Origin of the sequence: Pseudomonas sp. LAIL14HWK12:I10 (genome assembly GCF_900184205.1) — a bacterium.
GTDB lineage: Bacteria > Pseudomonadota > Gammaproteobacteria > Pseudomonadales > Pseudomonadaceae > Aquipseudomonas > Aquipseudomonas kermanshahensis.
The window spans coordinates 224,790-242,131 of sequence record NZ_FXWU01000003.1 but is presented as its reverse complement, the minus strand read 5'-3'; the positions used below and the strand labels follow the sequence as shown (position 1 = coordinate 242,131).

General features: G+C 62.1%; 17 protein-coding genes and 1 pseudogene. 10 read left to right on the top strand and 8 right to left on the bottom strand.

The genetic code is table 11. The features are described 5' to 3' along the window. Positions 1 to 60 precede the first annotated feature (60 nt). From QOS90_RS08185 to QOS90_RS08175, 3 genes are all read left to right on the top strand, one after another. Positions 61 to 609: a sigma-70 family RNA polymerase sigma factor gene (locus QOS90_RS08185; RefSeq protein WP_085273196.1), complete on the top strand. Its 549-nt coding sequence runs from the start codon at positions 61 to 63 to the stop codon at positions 607 to 609. Continuing rightward, complete coding sequence (locus tag QOS90_RS08180) at positions 606 to 1,313, top strand: anti-sigma factor (protein WP_027596317.1); 708 nt, start codon at positions 606 to 608, stop codon at positions 1,311 to 1,313. The genes QOS90_RS08185 and QOS90_RS08180 overlap by 4 nt, the downstream gene beginning before the upstream one ends. A 94-nt stretch (positions 1,314 to 1,407) precedes the next feature. After that, positions 1,408 to 1,863, top strand: coding sequence for a methyltransferase family protein (locus QOS90_RS08175; protein WP_027596318.1), 456 nt, complete (start codon positions 1,408 to 1,410; stop codon positions 1,861 to 1,863). 104 nt (positions 1,864 to 1,967) lie between these two features. On the opposite strand, the gene QOS90_RS08170 is transcribed toward QOS90_RS08175, so the two are convergent. Continuing rightward, positions 1,968 to 2,597 carry an amidohydrolase family protein gene (locus QOS90_RS08170; RefSeq protein ID WP_256215328.1) on the bottom strand — a complete coding sequence of 210 codons (630 nt, stop codon included), beginning with the start codon at positions 2,595 to 2,597 and terminating at the stop codon, positions 1,968 to 1,970. Next, complete coding sequence (locus tag QOS90_RS08165) at positions 2,573 to 2,851, bottom strand: hypothetical protein (protein WP_225876650.1); 279 nt, start codon at positions 2,849 to 2,851, stop codon at positions 2,573 to 2,575. The genes QOS90_RS08170 and QOS90_RS08165 overlap by 25 nt, the downstream gene beginning before the upstream one ends. 38 nt (positions 2,852 to 2,889) lie before the next feature. Between QOS90_RS08165 and QOS90_RS08160 the strand changes: the two are divergent. Further along, positions 2,890 to 3,066: pseudogene (locus tag QOS90_RS08160) on the top strand (integrase); the annotation flags it as partial. 234 nt (positions 3,067 to 3,300) lie between these two features. On the opposite strand, the gene mtlD reads toward QOS90_RS08160, so the two are convergent. Then, positions 3,301 to 5,496: a bifunctional mannitol-1-phosphate dehydrogenase/phosphatase gene (gene mtlD / locus QOS90_RS08155; RefSeq protein ID WP_085273197.1), complete on the bottom strand. Its 2,196-nt coding sequence runs from the start codon at positions 5,494 to 5,496 to the stop codon at positions 3,301 to 3,303. 505 nt (positions 5,497 to 6,001) lie between these two features. Here mtlD and QOS90_RS08150 point away from each other — a divergent pair. Next, positions 6,002 to 7,627 carry a methyl-accepting chemotaxis protein gene (locus QOS90_RS08150; RefSeq protein WP_085273199.1) on the top strand — a complete coding sequence of 542 codons (1,626 nt, stop codon included), beginning with the start codon at positions 6,002 to 6,004 and terminating at the stop codon, positions 7,625 to 7,627. A gap of 56 nt (positions 7,628 to 7,683) precedes the next feature. Here QOS90_RS08150 and QOS90_RS08145 read toward each other — a convergent pair whose 3' ends face one another. Together QOS90_RS08145 and QOS90_RS08140 are read right to left on the bottom strand one after the other, a co-directional pair. Further along, on the bottom strand, positions 7,684 to 8,139 hold the full coding sequence (locus QOS90_RS08145; RefSeq protein ID WP_085273200.1) for a type II 3-dehydroquinate dehydratase: 456 nt from the start codon (positions 8,137 to 8,139) through the stop codon (positions 7,684 to 7,686). A 15-nt stretch (positions 8,140 to 8,154) separates the two neighbouring features. Continuing rightward, positions 8,155 to 9,510, bottom strand: a complete 1,356-nt coding sequence (locus QOS90_RS08140) for an MFS transporter (protein WP_085273201.1) — start codon at positions 9,508 to 9,510, stop codon at positions 8,155 to 8,157. A gap of 165 nt (positions 9,511 to 9,675) precedes the next feature. Here QOS90_RS08140 and QOS90_RS08135 point away from each other — a divergent pair, with 165 nt between their 5' ends. Continuing rightward, on the top strand, positions 9,676 to 10,611 hold the full coding sequence (locus QOS90_RS08135; protein WP_050580786.1) for a LysR family transcriptional regulator: 936 nt from the start codon (positions 9,676 to 9,678) through the stop codon (positions 10,609 to 10,611). Here the strand turns inward: QOS90_RS08135 and QOS90_RS08130 are convergent. After that, positions 10,593 to 11,462: an AraC family transcriptional regulator gene (locus QOS90_RS08130; protein ID WP_085273202.1), complete on the bottom strand. Its 870-nt coding sequence runs from the start codon at positions 11,460 to 11,462 to the stop codon at positions 10,593 to 10,595. The genes QOS90_RS08135 and QOS90_RS08130 overlap by 19 nt on opposite strands. 253 nt (positions 11,463 to 11,715) lie before the next feature. On the opposite strand from QOS90_RS08130, the gene QOS90_RS08125 reads away from it, so the two are divergent. After that, on the top strand, positions 11,716 to 13,410 hold the full coding sequence (locus tag QOS90_RS08125) for an alpha/beta fold hydrolase (RefSeq protein WP_085273203.1): 1,695 nt from the start codon (positions 11,716 to 11,718) through the stop codon (positions 13,408 to 13,410). 111 nt (positions 13,411 to 13,521) lie between these two features. Beyond that, complete coding sequence (locus QOS90_RS08120) at positions 13,522 to 14,052, top strand: P-loop NTPase family protein (protein ID WP_085273204.1); 531 nt, start codon at positions 13,522 to 13,524, stop codon at positions 14,050 to 14,052. Positions 14,053 to 14,151: 99 nt separating this feature from the next. On the opposite strand, the gene QOS90_RS08115 is transcribed toward QOS90_RS08120, so the two are convergent. Both QOS90_RS08115 and QOS90_RS08110 read right to left on the bottom strand, forming a co-directional pair. After that, on the bottom strand, positions 14,152 to 14,451 hold the full coding sequence (locus QOS90_RS08115) for an AzlD family protein (protein WP_027596326.1): 300 nt from the start codon (positions 14,449 to 14,451) through the stop codon (positions 14,152 to 14,154). Next, a complete protein-coding gene (locus tag QOS90_RS08110) occupies positions 14,448 to 15,158 on the bottom strand; it encodes an AzlC family ABC transporter permease (protein ID WP_085273205.1) in 711 nt (236 codons plus the stop codon). Before QOS90_RS08110 ends, QOS90_RS08115 begins: the two co-directional genes overlap by 4 nt. Before the next feature lie 124 nt (positions 15,159 to 15,282). Between QOS90_RS08110 and QOS90_RS08105 the strand changes: the two genes are divergently transcribed. Further along, the gene (locus QOS90_RS08105; RefSeq protein WP_033694336.1) at positions 15,283 to 16,152 is read left to right on the top strand and encodes a LysR family transcriptional regulator; all 870 of its coding nucleotides are present in this window, start codon (positions 15,283 to 15,285) and stop codon (positions 16,150 to 16,152) included. Between the two features lie 46 nt (positions 16,153 to 16,198). Next, positions 16,199 to 16,918, top strand: coding sequence for an alpha/beta fold hydrolase (locus tag QOS90_RS08100; RefSeq protein ID WP_085273206.1), 720 nt, complete (start codon positions 16,199 to 16,201; stop codon positions 16,916 to 16,918). Positions 16,919 to 17,342 lie beyond the last annotated feature (424 nt).

Here is a 17,342-nt window from a genome sequence, read left to right as displayed (position 1 = left end):
TGCCCCAGGCCGGTAAGGCAGGGCACCGTCCAGGTTTCATGATGAAGGAACGACCCCATTTTGAATTCGCCCGTTGTTCCATTTGATTTCGAGGGCTGTCTTGCCGCTTGTGCCCAAGGAGACCGCCGTGCCTTGCAGGCGCTCTATGAGCATGAGGGGGCGCGTTTGCTGGGCGTCGCACGGCGCATCGCGCGCGATCAGGCGAGCGCGGAGGATATCGTTCACGATGCCTTTGTGCGTATCTGGACACGTGCTGCCAGCTATGACCCGTCGCGCGGTTCAGCCCGGGGCTGGGTCTACAGCATTACCCGTCACCTGGCACTGAACTTCGTGCGTGACGGCCACTGGGAAACCGACCTGGACGAGACTGGCATGATCGCGGCTGTAACCCTGGCCCCGGAGCTGGACGACCTGCAATTGTGGTCAGGCTCGGCGAAAATCTATCGCTGCCTTGAGCAACTGCAACCCGCCCCCCAGCGTTGCATCCTGCACGCGTATGTGGACGGTTGCAGCAATGCCGAAATCGCAGCGCTGCTGGGTGCGCCGCTAGGCACCGTGAAGGCATGGATCAAGCGAAGCCTGAAGGCCCTGCGGGAGTGCATGACATGAAGCGTACCCCAGGTGATGACAGCGCCGAGGACCTGGACGACCTGGCAGCCGAGTACGTGCTGGGTACCTTGAGTGGCGAGCAGCGTGCTGCCATGCAGGACCGGTTGAAAACGGAGCCGGCCGTACGCGCCGCAGTGGATGCCTGGGAGGCCCGCCTGCTCGAACTGACCACGCAGGCTGAACCCATCACGCCAAGCCACCGCTTGTGGGGCCGGATCGAGCGCAGCCTTGAAGAGGCTCAACCGTCCGGGCAACCACGCGCTGGCTGGTGGCAGCGGCTTGGACTCTGGCAGGGCTTGAGCGCTGCGGGGTTGGCCGCGAGCTTGCTTCTGGCCTTGGCGCTGCTGACCAAGACACCGCCTGTGACCACCTACATGGTGGTGCTGGTAGCGCCGTCGGGGCAGGCCCCGGGGTGGGTAGTGCAAGCCAACGATGCGAGCATGATCGAACTGATCCCGCTTGGCGTGGACGATGTTCCCGAAGGCATGACCCTGCAGTTCTGGACCAAGGGCGAGCAGTGGCGCGCACCTGTTTCGCTGGGGTTGGTCAAACCGGGCGAACAGTACCGCGTGCCGCTGACGCGCTTGCCTGCGCTTGAGCCGAATCAGCTGTTCGAGCTGACCCTTGAGAAAGCGGGCGGCTCCCCGACCGGTGCTCCAACGGGCCCGGTGAAGTTCATTGGGCGCGCGGTGAAAGTCATATGAGCCCCTGAGGTCTCTATCGTACACAAGCGGCTTGACCCTGAAGTGGCTACAACCCTCACGCTGGTAGCCAGTTTCTCTCTAGCGGGCATTCATCATGGACAACCGTATTCCTCCGCCGCTGGTCGCTACCCTGTTCGGCCTGTTGGCGTGGTTCGCAGCTCGACACTTGCCGGGAACACTGGAGCTGACTCTCGAATGGCGCATTGGCCTTGCGCTGTTGGTATTGCTGGCAGGCGTAGCGGTTTGCCTGGCCGGCGTGCTTTCCTTCCGTCACGCACGTACCACAGTCAATCCGCTGAAGCCTGAAACGGCTTCGGCCCTGGTCAGCTCGGGCGTTTACAGGTACACACGCAACCCCATGTACTTAGGATTCGCCACAGTGCTGATAGCCTGGTCGATCTTTCTCGCCTGGCCGCCAGCGCTGCTGGGCGTGCTGGGCTTCGTGATCTACATGAACCGCTTCCAGATCGGGCCGGAGGAGCGGGCCCTTGCCAGCCTTTTCGGGAGGGAGTTTGCGCAGTACTGCAAACAGGTCAGGCGTTGGCTGTAGAAACGAAACGTCTACCACCTTGCCAGTGGCCGCTCTCGATCCAATGCCACCTTCCTGAGACGCAGCCAGTGCTCTTCTCCACGGGGATAAATGAGCCCGCTTGATTACGAATTCTTCAAGATGGCCTCAAAATGCAACTGACCTACGATGCTCAGCCGTGGCAACCACCTTGCCGCGCTTGAGCACCTGCCATACGGTGTGATTGCATTGCGGATGTTGTTGGTGGCCAGGCAAACCGTGACACCGCCGTCGCGCAGTGCACGCACCGGTGTCAGGGTGCGTCTGACATTGTGACTGTCACCCCGAGCCCCCAGGTGCAGGTCGGTGGCGGGCAGGCACATCACGCTGATGTCGGCCTCACGTAGCAACGCAATCACCTGTGCCCGTCGCGCTGGCGAGGTGGCGGCCAGGCTGGTCAGATGCCCAACGCAGACGCGCCCGTGGTAGCCTTCGGCAATGGTTCGACGTGCCACGTACTTGATGGTCATGTGCTCGGCGTCATCGGCGAAGTCCTGGTGCAAGTCGATGTCTTTGCCGTAGCGCTTGGCCAAGTCAAAGACGAAATCTATGTGCTCCAGCGGCGACACGTCGTTGTAGGGAATGCCGCCCACCACATCGGCCCCCATCTCCATTGCCTGGGCCATCATGGCCTGCATGCCAGGCAGCTTGAGAATGCCTTCTTGCGGAAACGCCACGACCTGGATGTCGATCACCTCGCGGAATTGCTCGCGCAACTCCAGCACCACTTCGAGCCCGGTGAAGCCTTGGGCGGGTCGAACTCGGCATGGGCACGCACATGCGTGGTACCGGCCTGAACCAGTGCGCGCAGCACCTGGATCGAACGCTCGCGGATATCCTCACGGGTCAGTGTGAGCTTCAGTTCGGCGGTGACAGCGATCGCTTCCTTCAAGGTGCCGGAACGGTTGGCCTTGCGCTGCATCACGTTGGCTTTTTCCAGGTGCAGGTGGCCTTCGACAAACCCAGCCACAAGCACTTTGCCGTGCGGTGTGTGTCGACATGGTGCACGTCCTTAGCAGAAAGGTTCTGATGCAGCAGAAAACTCAGCGCCCCGTGCAGTTTGAGATTACAGAGCAAACTCGGCTGGCCCTACAGGCCTGGATACATCAAGCCCATCTGCACAGCGAGGATTGTCTTTTCCCAAGCCGGCTACACGCCTCAGAGCACCTATCCACCCGGCAGTATGAATCGCCCTTGGTTTGGTAGACACCCCGAACGACTGCAAAGGGTCGAAAGCGGTCATTCCCGGTCGACGGTTTGCGACCTAGTGCTGGCGGTGGTCAGTGTTGAGTCAGTCAGTCGTTCACCTCGACATTTGCGGCGCCTGTGAGTTCGAGCGCCGCCCGCGCGGCGCTCGATTTCCCAGGCGCTGACGATGTCAGGGCGAACACATCGTCACACCGCCCTTACCAAACCGCTTCAAGCAACCGGTAGCGAATGCTTGGCCGACGCCCTACCACACTCGGACGACCCCCGCGCCAACGCAGCGGGCAGTGCCCAGTCAGCCCTGTCCCGTTCCAGCAACAGCCGGAAGTTGGCCGAAATGCTTTCGACCAGCTCGGCATCCCTGACCGGGTCCAGCCCCGGATAAGGCTTGCCCTGATACTCCCCGTCATGGGTGAGCACCGCTTCGACACGTTCGCCGCTGGCCGTGTACAGCGCCTTGATCAACTGGGCCTCGCGATCTTTGCTGGCGTTGCCGTGCAGCGCATAGTGAATGGCCAGCGCCGCCCCAAACGCCAGCGCAGGCGTTTGAATGCCATGCTTGCGGGCCAGGTCGATGCTGCTGAGGATGCGCTCGTTACGCTGCAATTTACGCATGGGGTCGCGCCCAACCCGCACGCAAGGGTCCTTGAACGAGGTTTTGCACCGTTCGAGAAACGCATTGGCAAAGCTGCTGACGACCTCCGACATCTGCGGGTATTCGGCCATCAACGCTGGCGCCACTTCCTGATGAATCAGGCGCTGCGCCAGCGCACTGACGCGGGCGTCCCCCATGCCCTGGCCGACCCAGGTGTGCCCCAGCAGGCTCGCATACCAGGCGATGATCGCGTGCGGCCCGTTCCACAAGCGGTTCTTGATGATCTGGATCTGGGTAATGTCCGCGACCGTTTTTACCTGGCGCAGCCGCTCCAGCAAATCACTGCCACGCTCTACGTACAGCGGCATGTCGGGCTCGCTGTTGAACAGGATCAGGTGCAACTGGCTCATGGCACTGCTGGATTGTGCAAAGGGCCTGAAGTGCCCGATAAGCCTTTCGTATTCAGGGGCTGGCGTGGCGGGTTTGCGGGTGACCGCTGGCTCATCTTCCAGGCTGTTCTTGAAGATCTGCGACTTGATGCGTAACTGCCGAACCAGCGCGTCATTGCTGATCTTGGAAACGATGCGGCTGACCACCGTTTCGGCAAAATGGGTCTTTTCCAGCACCTGCTTGCACACCTGTGGCGTGCACAGCAGCGCCAACTGCGCCTGCACCTGGCGCCGGACGAACGCCGCACCGCCAATCTTGTTCAACACGATCAGTACGGTCAGCTCGCGCCCCCTGCGTTCGAAGCGCCGCAGCAAACCCTTGGCAATGACCTTGGCCTGATGCGCGATGGCCTGCTCGGGCAGGCTCATGCCGACGACTTCGGCGGCGTTGTACATCTCGATTACCGCCTCTTCGTCGTCCATGTCGATCATGCGCACATTGTCGATGGTCTGGTCGAACGCGGTGGCGCCGTAGCGCACGCTGTAGCGGCCGAACGCAGCGACCGATTCGCGGAGCATGCGCGAACGGGTCGCGGCAATGATTTCGCAGGGGCGCGTGTAGCCGTCCCAATGGGACAGCACCTGGGTCAGGTAGCCGCCACCGATAGCGCCGAAGCCGTGGATGCCGACGCGGAACTGGTTCAGTGAGGCAGGGAACGCCTCGTCGAGCGCCGGCATGCCCAAGTCGGGCACGCACTCGCTCAAGTCGGCGAGGAAGGCGTGCATGCCACGGTAGGCCATGAGCGCGCCGGCCTTGACCTCGGGCGCGGGCGGCTTGATGTCCTCGATCAGGATTGCCTGGCCCCCGGCGCGGATCGCTGAGAGCAGGCCATTTTCCGAGTCCTCGACCATGAAGCACTGGCCGGGTTGGCAATTGAGCGCGCGGGCGGCGTGCAGGAAGATTTCTGGGTGGGGTTTGCCTTGGCTGACTTCGTCGCCGCAAACGGTGATGTCGAAGTACTTGAGCACGTTGGCGTTGATCAGGTACTCCTCGGCGATGGCGCGGCGGCTGGACGTGGCGACCGCCAGGGTCAGGCCGGACTTGCGCAGGCGCTCTAGCACCTCGAGCAGGCCGGCTTTGATCGGCACGCCATGGTTGCGCACGTACGCCAGTTCGAGCTCATCGGCGCGCTGGCGGATCTGCGCATACGGGAAGTCATCGCCGTTGTGAGCCTTGGCGAGGGCCTCGGCCTTTTTCGCGCTCAGGCCCAGCGAGCCGATCAGCGTTTGCTCGCTCAAGGCGGTGCCGAAGATTTCCAGCGAAGCTTGCTTCAGCGTCCTGAAACGCAGGCGCTCGGTGTCGAACATCGTGCCATCCATGTCGAAGATGGCGCTGTGAATTTTCTTGCCCTGAAACATGATCATTGGGTGTTGCCCCTTTTTTTGCGTGAAACATCCCGCCTTCAGCCACTGAATGGCGAGGCCGGTGCGATGACGGCGCGTGGGCGGTCAGGTTGGGGGCATGCGATCGACAGGGGGGCGCTCGGGGTTGACCCAGAGGTAGGGCGGGACGGCGCGGGGTGTGCAGAGGAGGGTGGCAAGCTTCGCGGCCAGGCGGGCGCCTGGTTTGACGTTGACGTCACGCCCACTGGCTGCTGCTTGGCTTGCAGGCAATGGGCGCACGTAGCGATGGATACGTGTGATTCCAAGCATAAGGTGCTTATCTTCCTGTTCTGATGACTGACGTTCCTTTTTTACCCTTGCACGTATGCGCCGCCACATGCAAGGCGCCAGTAACAATCGTGCGGTTACCGCACACAAGCGCCTCAGCGCCACTCAAGCCCGCAGCGGGCACTCCGATACCTGCTCACCCGCCATCGAAATCCCGATGAGAAGGGGTGCCAACAGGACCATGAGGAGTACTGCCCGTATGTTTGCCGACCTGAAGATCCGCACCGGAATGTTCTGGGTGCTGTCGCTGTTCAGCCTGACCTTGCTGTTCTCTACCGTCAGCGCCTGGCGCGCGGCGGTGGGCAGCGATGAGCAGATCAGCGAACTGGACCAGACCGCGCACCAGTCGGACCGGTTGAACAATGCGTTGCTCATGGCGATCCGCGCCAGCGCCAACGTTTCTTCGGGTTTCATCGAGCAATTGGGCGGCCACGATGAGAGTGCGAACAAGCGCATGGCGCTGTCGGTCGAATTGAACGACAAGAGCCAGAAACTGGTCGATGAGTTCGTCGGCAACGCCCGCGAACCTGCGCTGCATGCGGCGGCCAAGGAACTGCAGGCCACCTTCGCCGACTACGCCAAGGCGGTGGCGGGGCAGCGTGAGGCCGTGCGGCAGCGCTCGCTGGAGCAGTACTTCCAGGTCAACACCGATGCCGGCAATGCCATGGGCCGCCTGCAGGCGCTGCGTCAGCAACTGGTTGCCACCTTGAGCGAGCGCAGCCAGCAGATCATGCTCGAGTCCGACCGCCGTCTGGAGCGCGCACAACTGCTGAGCCTGGGGCTGCTGGGCGTGACGTTGCTGCTGGCGGCGCTGTGCTGGGCCTTCATCGCACAGCGTGTGTTGCACCCATTGCGTAAAGCTGGCCAGCACTTTCAGCGCATCGCCGGCGGCGACCTGAGCGTGCCAGTGGTGGTGCAGCGGCGTAACGAAATCGGCCAGCTGTTCCACGAACTGGAGCGCATGCAGCAGAGCCAGCGCGAAACCCTCGGCAAGCTCAGCAGCTGCACACAACAGCTGGCTGACGCGGCGACGGCGCTGAACACCGTTACCGAGGAAAGCGCCAATAACCTGCGCCAGCAGGGCCAGGAGCTGGAGCAGGCTGCCACTGCCGTCACCGAAATGACCACGGCGGTCGAGGAGGTCGCACGTAATGCTGTCTCCACGTCCGAGACCACGCAGGCATCGAATCAGCTGGCCGAAAAAAGCCGCCGGCAAGTCAACGAGAACATCGATGGTACCGAGGCCATGACCCATGAGATCCAGGCCAGCAGTGGGCACCTGGAGCAGCTGGTGGGGCAGGTGCGGGACATCGGCAAGGTGCTGGAAGTGATCCGTTCGGTGTCCGAGCAGACTAACCTGCTGGCGCTCAACGCCGCCATCGAGGCCGCCCGCGCCGGTGAGGCCGGGCGTGGTTTTGCGGTGGTAGCGGACGAGGTGCGTACGCTCGCCTATCGCACACAAGCATCGACCCAGGAAATCGAACAGATGATCGGGCGCGTGCAGCAAGGCACCGAAGCCGCGGTTGCATCAATGCAGGCCAGCACCAGCCGGGCCCAGTCGACCTTGGATGTCACCCTGGCGTCAGGGCAGGTGCTGGAAGGTATCTACAGCGCCATCGGCGAGATCAACGAGCGCAACCTGGTGATCGCCAGTGCGGCGGAGGAGCAGGCCCAGGTCGCGCGGGAAGTGGACCGGAACCTGCTGAACATTCGCGAGTTGTCGAACCAGTCGGCGACCGGGGCGCAGCAAACCCGTGCGGCGAGCCAGGCGCTGTCGGGCCTGGTGGGGGAAATGACAGCGCTGGTAGGGCGGTTTAGGGTGTAAGCGCGACGTTCCGAAGTTGCCGAAGGGCCACCCAGTCAGCGTCCGGTGAAGGGCGGTTAAGTGTTGGCTGCCCGACGCCGCAGTAAAGCATCGATAGCCCGGATTGCGAGGGGATACCCGTCAGCGCCCATGCCGCAGATCACTGTATTGACCACGCCAGACATGATCGAGTGGCGGTGCAGTTCGTCCCGTGCATGAATGTTCGACAGGTGCAGTTCGACCAGCGGTGTGTCGAGTAATTTCAGCGCATCCAGTACTGGAATCGAGTGAAACGAAAGGCCGGCCGGGTTGATGATCACTGCAGCGCCTTGCTCGAAGGCTTCCTGAATCCAGTCGACCATGACGCCTTCGTGGTTGGTTTGGCGAAAGTCGCATATCAGGTCAAGTTCCAGCGCCAGGGTTTCACTGCGTTGGCGGATTTGCTCAAGCGTGGTGTGGCCGTAGATGTGCGGTTCACGGCGGCCCAGCAGGTTCAAGTTAGGGCCGTTAAGGATGAAAACGGTGCGATTCATGATTGTCCTGCTGCGTTATTTGGAAAGAAGGGTGGTAGCGCGGGCGTCGACGGTGTCGTCTTCGGCGACGGCGTTCAGGTCGATGCCGCGGGTTTCCCGGCCGGTGATGATCATCGCCAGCGAGATCAGGTTGATCACCGCGCACAATGTCACCAGCGGCCAAGGCGAGTTGTTCGACTGGCTCATCAGCCACACGGCGATCATCGGCATTGGGCCACCGATTACCAGATTGGCGCCTGTGTAGGCCAGTGCCGAGCCCGAGTAGCGGACCTGGGTAGGAAACGCTTCGGCGAAGGCCACAGGTTGGATGCCGCTTTGGAACTGGGTGAAGCCCAGGAACAGCCCCATGATTGCCATGATGGCGGGCACGTTCAGGGTGTTGAGGATTGGGAAATAGACGAACAAAATCAGCAACGTCATGCACGAGCCCAATGCCAGCGCCTTTTTACGCCCCCAACGATCGGACAGATAACCACCGGCAAGCGCACCGAAAATCGCGCACAGGTTAGCCACCATCAGCGACATGAAGCCTGTCGATTGGCTAAAGCCGAGGTGCTTGGTCAGGTAGCTGAGGGAGAAAATCACGATCAAGTAGAACAGCGCAGCGGGCGAGCAGAAGAACAGCATCAGTCGCAGGATGGTTTTGTAATGGCTGCTCACGGCTGATGTGAGTGGGCTCTTTTCCTGTTTGAGCGGGGCCTTCTTCAAGGCCACGAAGGCCGGGGTTTCATCGACTTTCAGGCGAATGAATATCGCGACGATAACCAGTACGAAGCTCATCAGGAACGGGATTCGCCAGCCGAAGCTTTCGAATTGCTCGCTTGAAAGCGTCGCTGCCAGGCCCATCAATACGCCGTTGGCCAAAATCTGGCTAAGGGGCGAGCACAGGCCGAGCATGCCGGAATAGCGCCCGCGACGGTCGGGGGAGGCGTGTTCCAGCGCCATCAGTTGCGCGCCAGTGGACTCGCCACCCAGTGCGAAGCCTTGAATGATCCGCAGCAGCACCAGCAGGATCGGCGCCCAGATACCCACCTGGCCGTAGGTGGGCAACAACCCCATCAGTACCGAAGCCAGGCCCATCATGGTTACGGTGGCCAGCATCAAGTTGCGGCGGCCGAGTTTGTCACCGAGGTAGCCACAGGTAATGGCGCCCAGGGGCCGCGCGGCCAGGCCGACACCGAACGTTGCCAGCGAAGCGAGCAGGCCTGCGGTGGGTTCCATCGCGGGGAAAAACAACTTGGGCAGAATGGTCGCGGACATCGCGCCATACAACGTGAAGTCGAACCATTCCAGGGCTGTGCCAATGGTCGCGGCGGTCACCGCTTTGCGAGGCATGCGCGAATCATGAGGCGCGTCACTGATTGTGCTCATAAGGGGCTCGTCATTGTTTTTATGGTGTCGGAATACCCATACGATTCCGCTCGGGCTATGCAGTGGAAAGGAATCGTCGAAGTGAATAGACGTTAGCGCATCCTGCTTGCAGAATAATTATCAAAATCACGATAAATAGATAAGCCAGCCTTATGGGTAGCGATTATGGAACTGCGTCACCTTAGAGCGTTTGTGGTCGCCGCTGACCTGCAGCATTTCAGCCGGGCGGCAGAGCAACTGGGCATTGCACAACCGGCCCTGAGCCAATTGATGCGAACGCTTGAGTCTGAACTCGGGCTGACGCTGTTCCGGCGGGAGAACCGCGGCGTGGCGTTGACCGCTGCTGGCGAGGCGTTCCTGCCCCACGCGCGGCAGTCCATCGAGGCCAGCGAACGGGCAATGGCCGCGGCCCGGCGTGCCAAGCGGGGGGAGGTGGGCGAAATCAACATCGGTTACCACTCGGCATTGTTCGAAGCCAATTTGCCGCAATTGCTCCGGCATTACTTCAGCACGTTCCCCGAGGTCAAGGTGTCGCTGGTCGACGCCGGTATTCGCGCGCAGTTCGACATGTTGCTTGACCACAAACTCGACCTGGCCTTTGCCCGGGTGTTCAAGGACCACCTGCCGGACCGTCTGCGCACCCACCCATTCAGCCAGTCCAGGCTCGTCCTGCTCATCCCGGACAACCATGAATTGGCCGACCGCTTCAGCGGGGACCTGTCGACCCTGCGCCACGAAAAGTTCGTGTTTCTCCAGGACAGCACCGGCATCGGCCTGACCTCCCACACCCTCCAGGCGTGCCGGCAGCACCAGTTGCACCCGCAGAACATCATGTATGTGCCGTCGCTGATGAGTATTCCCGGGCTGGTGGCCGCCGGCATCGGCCTGAGCATCGTGCCCGAAACCATGACCCGGCTGACCATGCCGGGCATCCGCATCGTGCCCCTGGCGCAAGCGGAAATGGTCAGTGAACTTTCGCTGATTTCACGGATTGACGAGCGTTCGCGTGCAGTGCTGCACTTTATCGAAGAGGCTCATGGGTGGGGGCTCGGTGGCCCGGCACCGGGCGGGCAGGGCACGGCCTACTTCAGCGGGACGTAGATATCCGTTTGCCATTGCTCCAAGGGCGTTTCCGGGTACGCGCTCAGGTAATGGAAGAACAGCGGATGGTCGCGCAGCTCTTCGTTGCTCGACGGCAACCAGTCACGATAAAGCGGGTAGATGGTTTCGCCAATGTAGTCAGGCGAACCGGTATGCCGAATCACCGCACAGCGCCCCGCCGGGATAAGCCGTTCGTGCACGCCGAAATCGTTGGGCTGCACAGCCTCGTCTATCTCGCCGCAAACGGCGAAGCGGAAGGCGTGCAACGGTGTGGTGTCGGGGTTGTCGAAGGGGATGCCGAAGGTGCGGCTGCTGGCCACTGGCGATTGGCCGCTGTGCATGCGCCATTGGCGAAAACGCGCGACGCTTTCGCCGACTAGGGCGGGCGCACCTCGGTGTTCGAGCGCGGCTACGCGGGTTTCGGTGAAATCCACGATACGGATCTGCATGGTGATACTCCTGGAACGATGGGGAACAACGAATACCGCACTCCAGGCCTGCCAGTTCGGGGCCTTGGCGAACACGCTCGGCGCCATGCCGAAGGCACGCTTGAAGGCTCTGGAAAAGGCTTCGGGGCTTTCGAAACCAGCGCCGAATGCGGCCTCCAGCACGGACGTTGCGGGCGAGGCGACCATTTGGTGCGCCGCGCGTCGAAGCCGCATCAGTTGCACATAGCGTGAAACCGGAACGCCCATGAACGCCGTGAACTGCCGATGGAAGTGAAACGCCGAGAAGTTGGCGATGCGACTCAGTGCATTCACCGACAGGTCATCTTCGAGATGGTTGTCGATGTAGGCAAGCACGGCTTCGAACCGTTTTGCGTAGGTAGGGCTGTGCTGTGAGTCAGTCAACGAATGGAGCCTCTGGAAGGTGCGGTGAGCGCTAGCATCCTGTGTCCAGACATCGAGGTGCCTAGCCGTGATTGCTCTTTCGGGGAGTCGTGTTGACCATAGCGTGGATGGCACCGAGTTTGCCGGTGCTTTCGGTCAGATCGCTCCCCCGTCATGAAGTGAAAAACCGCTGTCGCGGGATGAGAAGTGGCCGCAGCCACGGCTGCCTTAGAGTCGGAGCACAACACAACCGTGCCCGGAATCAAGAGCCGCCATGAGCAGATCCACGCAAACGAACGAGACCGTCACCCCCTGCCAGCCCCTGGCAGGCAACCCCCTGGTCAGCATGCGCCCGGCCGACCTGGCCAGTTCAGCCGGCTACCTGCTCAAGGCCGTAGGCACCTCGCCGCTCAAGGCGGGTGCCCATGTGGGGGGCTACCTTAAGGCGCTGCGCGGCATCGTCGCAGGCAACACCAGCATCGCGCCAGACCCGAAGGACAAGCGCTTCGCCGACCCGGCCTGGCAATCCAACGCCTTCCTGCGCGCACTGTTACAGAGTTACCTGGCTGGCCAGGCAGAGCTGACCCGCTTCATCGAGGCCACCGACCTGGCCCCGCTGGAAAAAAGCCGCGCCCGCTTCGTCGCAGCACAGCTGGCCGATGCTTTGGCACCGAGCAACTCCCCGCTGACCAATCCCGCGGCGCTGCGCAAATGGGTGGACACAGGCGGCATGAGCATGGCCAGGGGCATCCGCCACTTCGGCCAGGACATGCTGAATAACCGCGGCCTCCCGAGGCAGGTCGACAGTACGCCATTCACGGTGGGTGAAAACATCGCCACGGCCAAGGGCGAGGTGGTGTTTCGCTGCGAAATGTTCGAGCTGCTGCAGTTCGCGCCCACCACCGAAAAGGTCTTTGCCCGGCCCTTGGTCATGTCGCAGCCACAAATCAACAAGTACTACGCCATCGACCTGTCGCCGGAAAAAAGCCTGGTCAAGTGGATACAGGACAGCGGCGTGAGCCTGTTCGTCATCAGTTGGCGCAACCCCACCCGCGAGCACTGTGACTGGGGCTTGTCCGATTACGCGCTGTGCCTCGATCAGGCGGTGGACGTGGCGCGTCGAATTACCCGTAGCCCGGATGTAAACATGTGGGGCTCCTGCTCGGGCGGCATCACCCTGGCAGCCTACCTGGGCTGGCTGGCGGCCCGTGGCGAGGGCCACAAAGTGGCCAATACCAGCTGGGCCGTGTGCGTGCTCGACACGGCGTCGGCGCTTAACGACACCACCTTGGGGCTGTTCACCACGCCGTCCGCCCTGCGCGCGGCCAAGGCCAGCTCCCGGCGCAAGGGTGTGCTCAGTGGCCAGGACATGGGCCGCATGTTCGCCTGGATGCGCCCGAACGACCTGATCTGGAACTACTGGGTCAACAACTACCTGCTGGGCAACCCACCGCCGGCATTTGACATTCTCGCCTGGAACGACGACACCACGCGGCTCCCCGCTCAGCTGCACGCGGACTACCTCGACCTCATCCAGCAAAACCCCTACAGCAACCCCGGCACCCTGGAAATTGCCGGCGAGTTGATCGACATGACCCAGGTAACGGTGGGCGCCTATGTGGTGGGCGGCACTACCGACCACATCACCCCCTGGCAAGGCTGCTACGGCACCGCCCGGCTGTTCGGCGAGGACACGACCTACGTGCTGTCCAATGCCGGCCACTTGCAAAGCCTGGTAAACCCACCCGGCAACCCCAAGTCGTTCTACTACGCGGCGCCCGCCGCCGCCGAGGCGCCGGAAACCTGGCTGCAGCACGCCGGGGAGCGCCAGCAAGGCAGTTGGTGGCCGCATTGGCGCGAATGGATTGGGCAGCGTTCCGGCGAAAGCCTGGCGGCGCCAAAGAAGCTGGGCTCGCGCAAGTACCGGCCGCTTTGCCCTGCGCCGGGTACTTATGTCATGGAGCGTTGAGCCTGCCATTTCTTCCTGACGCTGACCCGATGCCAGCCGTCGGCTTCAGCGCCTTGCGCAGGTCGGGTGTATAGTGCTGCCCGTTTTCGGCGTGCATTCATGGAGGAACAATTGCGAATCTACATTACGGGTGCTTCCTGTGCCGGTGTGACCACCTTGGGTCAAAACCTCGCGACCGTGCTTGGCGCGCGGCATGTCGATGTCGATGATGCTTACTGGATGCCCACCGACCCACCTTTCACGACCAAGCGGCCTGTTCCTGACCGCGTGAAAGTGATCCAGCAAAAGCTCGGTGACCAAGATTGGGTACTGACCGGTTCCTGCATGGTGTGGGGCGATGCGCTGCTTGCGCACGTCGACCTGACCGTGTTCGTCGTCACCCCAACGCCCATTCGCCTTGAACGGCTGGCCGCGCGTGAAAAAGAGCGCTTTGGCGATCGGATTGCACCGGGTGGCGACATGCACGGGATCCACACGGCCTTCCGCGAATGGGCCTCGCAGTATGACGACCCTAACTTCTCGGGGCGCAACCGAGCGTGGCACGAGGCGTGGTTGGCAGAGCAGAAGTCTGCAGTGTTGCGGGTTGACGGTACGAACAGTACGCAGAAGATGGTTGACGAGGTGATGCAAGCATTGCCTTAAGCAGATCAGTCACTCGAAGCTGGAGCGGGAGAGGCTTAGGCGGACCGAGTTGACGAGCATGCAGCGTCCTTGTCGCGCAGAAGGGCAAAATCCAGGTTCTCACGACCAATACAATCGCAGTACCGCCAACGACGCCACGCCAATCGCGACGGTGAACAGCATCGGCAAGCGCCATGCGGCAACCAGCGTGATGCCCAGCGCAATCAACTCTTCAGGATGAGGCGAGACAAAGTGTGGGGCGATCACCGAAATCAGCACGCAGCCCGGTGCTGCCTCCATGACGGCGCGGGCACGCGGCCCGAGCTTGCGCTTGCGCAGCAACAGGTAACCTGCCAGCCGTGTTGCATAGGTGGCAGAGGCCATGCCCAGTATTGTCAGCAAAGCCGCCGCGCTGATCATTGCATGACCTCCCGCAGGTAGGTAAACAGCATGCCCGCGATCACGCCAGCAAACACGAACCAGGCCCCCGGCACCGTCAGGTACACCAGAATCGCCACCAGTAGGCTGACCAGCCACGCGCACGCCAGCCGCGGCCCTTTCCACATGCCCCTGAGCAGCACGATGAATACCGCCGGAAAGGCCATGGCAAAGCCATAAGCTTCAATGTTGCCGAGCACCGGGCCGATTGCCGCGCCGATCAAGGCAAAACCGACCCAGACGGGGTAGAAGGGCAGGCAGGCGCCCCAGTAGTACGGCCAACTGAACGCGGGCAGTTGCTGGCCCTGCGAACGGCGCAGGGTGTCGGCGTAGCTGATCGCCCACCCTTCGTCGGCCATGAAGAACAACGCAGGAATCACCTTGCGTTTAGGCAGGTGCTGCAGAAACGGCGCCAAGGCGGCGCCCATGACGATGTGCCGGCTGTTGATCAGCAGGGTGATGAGTACGATCGTCAGCATTGGCGGGACCGCCGCCCACAATTTGATAGCGGCAAACTCCGAACCCCCGGCGAAGTTCAGGCCCGTCATCGCGCCCACTTCAGCCAAAGACAGGCCGACCTGAGAGGCTTGTGCGCCAAGGACCATGGCATAGGGCGCGACCGCGAACATGACGGGGAGCGCATCTTTGGCGCCTCGCAAGATTTCGCTTCGGGTGTGCAGGTGGGGCATGGGACGTACTCAATGCTGTGCTGATGCTGTCGTTGTAGCGACAAGTGTGCTGGCACAGGGATACTCCATAAAAGCGAATATCTGTTATACAAGGCATTCGATTATCGAATGGCAGCGCACCACCATGCAGTCCAAGGATTTACAGATCGACTGGTTGCGCACGTTTCTGGCCGTGGTGGACAGCGGGTCGATGACGGCAGCCGCGCGTCAGGTCGCTCGCTCCCAGTCGGCAGTGAGCATGCAGCTGAAAAAGCTCGAGGACAGCCTCGGCCGGCCGATGTTCAAGCGCGAGCCTCGGCAGCTGTCGTTGACCCCCGCCGGCTACGACCTGCTCGGCCACGCGCGCAAGTTGCTCGAGGCCCACTCGACGATGGTAGACGCGATGCACGGCGGTGCGGTGTCCGGGCGCGTCACCCTGGGTGTGCCGGATGACTATGCCGTGACCTACCTGATGCCGGCCTTGCGCAGTTTCATGACCCGCTTTGGCGAGGTCGAGGTCACCCTGGCCTGCGAGGACTCAGCCACACTGTGGGCAAAGGTTGACCGTGGCCAGATCGACCTGGCGCTGTTGACCCGTGACGCGCCATCGCGCGGCGAACTGCTGTTCAGGGAAGCGCTGGTATGGGGCGGCGCCGAGCAGCATGAGGCGTGGAAGCGCAGCCCGCTGCCGATCGCGGTGCACGGGCTCAGCGATCGCTTGCGCACATCGATACTCGCCGCCATTACCGGGTTGGGGCGGGAGTATCGCGTGGTCTATAACAGCCCTAACGTCAGCGGCCAATTGACGGCGATGGACAGTGGCCTGGCGGTGGCGGTGGTCACCCGCTGCAGCTTGCCGGCGCACCTCAAGGTGCTCGACCTGCGGCACGGCCTGCCGGACCTGCCGGTGGCGGAGGTGGTACTGACCCGCAGTCGAGACTCCGCAGGTTCACGCGCCGCCGATGCGTTATACACACACATTGCCGATGCGTTGCGCGACCCGCTGTGTAACTGATCAGGGTTGGCCCGTATGCTGCTGTCTGGATTTGCCTGGTGAAGACATGCCCCCTGAAAACGCGCTCTCCCTGGTGTTGATCCCAGGCTTTGTGCTGGACGAAACGCTCTGGGATGAAGTGGTCGAGAGCCTGCCCGCTACGTGTGAGGTCCACCGGGCCAACCTGCTCCAGGGTCAAACCCTTGCGCAGATCGCCCGCCATGTCGTGGCAAGTGCGCCGCCTCGTTTCGTCCTCGTTGGTTTTTCCCTTGGGGGCTATGTGGCGAGATCAATCGTGCAGCAGTGCCCAGATCGTGTGGCTGCCCTGATACTGATCGCTACCTCCCTGCGTGAAGATTCGCCCGAGCGGCAGAAAGCCAAGCAAGCGGCGGTCGATGCGTCGGCTCACGGGCAGTTTCGCGGTTTGAGCCTGGCTGCGATCAGGCAGTCGGTGCATCCGCAGCGTGCTGCGGATAACGCCCTGACTGGGAGGATTCGTGAGATGGGGGCACGCATGGGGCATGCGGTATTTGCCACACAGTCGCTGCTGACCAGAGCGGACGTGGGGCCTCATCAGATCCAGTGCCCGACACTTGTGATTGCGGCAGCGCAGGACGCGCTGAGGCAAGTTGAAGAGGCTGAAGCCTTGTGCAGTCAGATCCCGGGAGCACGCCTCGAGATCATTCAAGGCTCCGGTCATATGATCCCGCTTGAACAGCCTCAAGTGCTGGCACAGTTGATGATGCAGTGGCTCGCGGCAATGCCACAGGCAAGCCCGCTTCTGTAGGAAACCTCACGTTTCACTGTTCTAGCAGTGCCCGTGTGAGAGCAACTGTCTTGTAGTGGTATGCGGGTCTTCATCGTGCAACAACGCGATGATCCGGACGGGCACGCCATGGCGAGAGCAACCGCTACCAAAGCCTGAAAGTACAGCGCAGGCTCAAGGCGCAGCGTGATTTCTGTAGGAATGGGTTTACCCGCGAAGCAGGCACCACCTTGGATGGCACGGGCTTCGCCCGTGTTCGCGGGTAAACCCGCTCCCACAGGGTCAGCAACTCGCTTACGAACTTTGTTCTCTGCTCGACAACGCGGCCCAAAGGGCTGGGGGCAGTCCAGGTGCGGCCCTAGCCTTGGAGGCTACACAGTTCGGGTGGGAGCGGGCTTGCCCGCGAACACGGGCGAAGCCCGTGCCATCCACCGCGGCGCCTGCT

Coding starts and splice junctions, on each gene's coding strand:
- QOS90_RS08140 (WP_085273201.1), bottom strand. CDS start 9,510: ATGAGCACAATCAGTGACGCGCCTCATGATTCGCGCATGCCTCGCAAA.
- QOS90_RS08105 (WP_033694336.1), top strand. CDS start 15,283: ATGCAGTCCAAGGATTTACAGATCGACTGGTTGCGCACGTTTCTGGCC.
- QOS90_RS08100 (WP_085273206.1), top strand. CDS start 16,199: ATGCCCCCTGAAAACGCGCTCTCCCTGGTGTTGATCCCAGGCTTTGTG.
- QOS90_RS08135 (WP_050580786.1), top strand. CDS start 9,676: ATGGAACTGCGTCACCTTAGAGCGTTTGTGGTCGCCGCTGACCTGCAG.
- mtlD (WP_085273197.1), bottom strand. CDS start 5,496: ATGATCATGTTTCAGGGCAAGAAAATTCACAGCGCCATCTTCGACATG.
- QOS90_RS08175 (WP_027596318.1), top strand. CDS start 1,408: ATGGACAACCGTATTCCTCCGCCGCTGGTCGCTACCCTGTTCGGCCTG.
- QOS90_RS08115 (WP_027596326.1), bottom strand. CDS start 14,451: ATGATCAGCGCGGCGGCTTTGCTGACAATACTGGGCATGGCCTCTGCC.
- QOS90_RS08180 (WP_027596317.1), top strand. CDS start 606: ATGAAGCGTACCCCAGGTGATGACAGCGCCGAGGACCTGGACGACCTG.
- QOS90_RS08125 (WP_085273203.1), top strand. CDS start 11,716: ATGAGCAGATCCACGCAAACGAACGAGACCGTCACCCCCTGCCAGCCC.
- QOS90_RS08110 (WP_085273205.1), bottom strand. CDS start 15,158: ATGCCCCACCTGCACACCCGAAGCGAAATCTTGCGAGGCGCCAAAGAT.
- QOS90_RS08145 (WP_085273200.1), bottom strand. CDS start 8,139: ATGAATCGCACCGTTTTCATCCTTAACGGCCCTAACTTGAACCTGCTG.
- QOS90_RS08150 (WP_085273199.1), top strand. CDS start 6,002: ATGTTTGCCGACCTGAAGATCCGCACCGGAATGTTCTGGGTGCTGTCG.